Origin of the sequence: Streptomyces sp. NPDC007901 (assembly GCF_042959465.1) — a bacterium.
Lineage (GTDB): Bacteria > Actinomycetota > Actinomycetes > Streptomycetales > Streptomycetaceae > Streptomyces.
Map to the genome: position 1 here is coordinate 1 of NZ_JBIBKW010000090.1, position 2,186 is coordinate 2,186.

General features: G+C 66.4%; 1 protein-coding gene. It reads right to left on the reverse strand.

Going from position 1 to position 2,186, the window contains the following annotated elements:
• Positions 1 to 137: 137 nt before the first annotated feature.
• A complete protein-coding gene (gene ltrA, locus ACFZDK_RS55750; protein WP_390987085.1) occupies positions 138 to 1,568 on the reverse strand; it encodes a group II intron reverse transcriptase/maturase in 1,431 nt (476 codons plus the stop codon).
• Between the last annotated feature and the right edge of the window lie 618 nt (positions 1,569 to 2,186).

Below are 2,186 nucleotides of genomic sequence, written 5' to 3' on the forward strand. Positions count from 1 at the left end.
ACGTCGTGGTGGGGTCGGCGCGGAGCGCGGTACTGGGATTGCTCCCAGCCCGTTTCTCCGCGCCGCCCTCCCGAACCGGACGTGCGAGTTGTCCCCGCATCCGGCTCTCCACAAGCCCCGTTGAACGGGTGTGTTCCTCAGGTCGCGCTGGGCCAGGGCGACGGGATGACCGTCCCTCTGGGCCGGTATCGCGTGGTGACTACCGAGCCCGGGTTGAACAGGACGACGTCCCCGTCGTGCGGCCACCATCCGCCGTCGCAATAGCGACGGCGGAGTTCCTTCCACCCGGTGCCGAGATGTTTGCGGCGGAGCCATCCGAAGACCTGACGCCAAACAATCATGCGCAGGTATTGGAAGGCCCGAGCGGACACCCCTGGGCGGAAGTAAGCGGTCCAGCCCCGCAGCACCTGGTTGAGCTTGTGCAACAGGACTGCCAGCGGCAGGCTGACGTTCATCCGACAGAGCGCCTTCGTCTTGGCCTTGATGGACCGAAGTGCCTTCTTGGCCGGGTAGTTGTAGACGTACTGCCGGTCGGTTCCCCGCTTCAGGTGGCGCTGGATGCGCCAGCCGAGGAAGTCGAGGCCCTCGTCGATGTGCGTGATCAGCGTCTTCTCCTCCGACAGCCGCAGGCCGACGGTGGAGAGGACCTCCGCCACTTCGGGAAGCAGTGCTTCCGCGTGAGCGCTGGTGCCCGAGACCAAAATGACGAAGTCGTCCGCGTACCGGATCAACCGGTAGTTGGCCAACCCCTTCTGGCGCCGGGTGAACCGTCGCTTCGGGCTGGTCTGCGGACCGCCCTCGATCTGGGTGAAGTGCTCGTCCAGGACCGAGAGGGCCACGTTGGCCAGCAGCGGCGAGAGGATCCCGCCTTGCGGGGTGCCGGTGACGGTCTCCTTGGAGGTGCCAACCTCGGTGAGGATGCCTGCCCTCAAGAATGCCTTCACCAGCGCGAGCACGCGCTTGTCCCCGATCCGAGCCCGCACCCGGTCCATCAAGCCCGAGTGCGAGATCTCGTCGAAGCACGCCGCGATGTCGCCCTCCAGCACCCACTCATAGGTCTTGGATGCCAGAAAGCGCGTCTCGGCCATCGCATCGTGCGCCCGCCGGTTGGGGCGGAAACCGTACGAACACGGAGCAAAGTCCGCCTCGAATATCGGCTCCAGCACCAGCTTCAAGGACGCCTGGACCACCCGGTCGGCCACGGTCGGAATCCCGAGGCGACGCCGCTTGCGCGACCCCGGCTTGGGGATCATCCGTTCCCTGACCGGCACCGGACGGAAGCTGCGGGACTTCAACTGCTCCCGCAGCTCGGCGAGGAATAGCCCCTCACCGATCCGCTCCCGGACGTAGGCGACGGTCATGCCGTCCACTCCGGCCGAGCGCGCGCCCTTGTTCCCCGCGACCCGCTCCCAGGCCATGGCCAGGAAAGCGGGATCGCAGACGAGGTTGTACAGATCGTCGAACCGACGATGAGGATCGTCGTTCGCCCAACGGTGCAGCTTGGTCTGGATCTCCAGTACCCGGCGCTCGGCCCGGAACGAGCCGGACGGCAGATCACTCGTATTCACCAGCGTCCTCCTGGTCTTCCAGTACTTCCACCACTGGCTTGCTGGCCCCCTTCGCCATGCGGCCGGCTTTCCCGGCCTCGGACTACTACGAGGCCTCCGCCCCGCCCGGCGCCATCAGCTGACGACGTTCCTGTCCTTCCGTCGCGCTGGCTGCGCGGGGTGAGGACGACACCGGACGGTTCCCACGTTCACTTGAGAGTCGATCGACGGGTGAGGCGCCCAGCTCTACCCCTGCGGCATCGCCACGGCTACGCCGCAGACATTCACCGTGACCTCCAGATCGCTAATCACATGACGACCAGGAGTTGCCCGCTCTCGCACGAGGAGCAGGCATGCACCGCGACCAGCCCATATCCGCCAGATTTGAGCTGGTGGGCCGTTAAGGGGCGTCGGACACCGGTTCCTCTCGTACACCTTCCCGTCTCGCTGACCGGACCCGCACCATCTGGCAGTACTGGCACGTCCCGGCGTTGTCAGGGCTGCTCCCACCCTCCCCGGCGTCTCCCGGATCAGGCTGCCCTCAGCTTCACCCGGCCGCTGCGACGGCCAGGAGTCGAAGGTCTCTCACCCCCGCTCGACTTCAAGCGCCTCGTGGCGCACATGCTTCTCAGCCCAGTC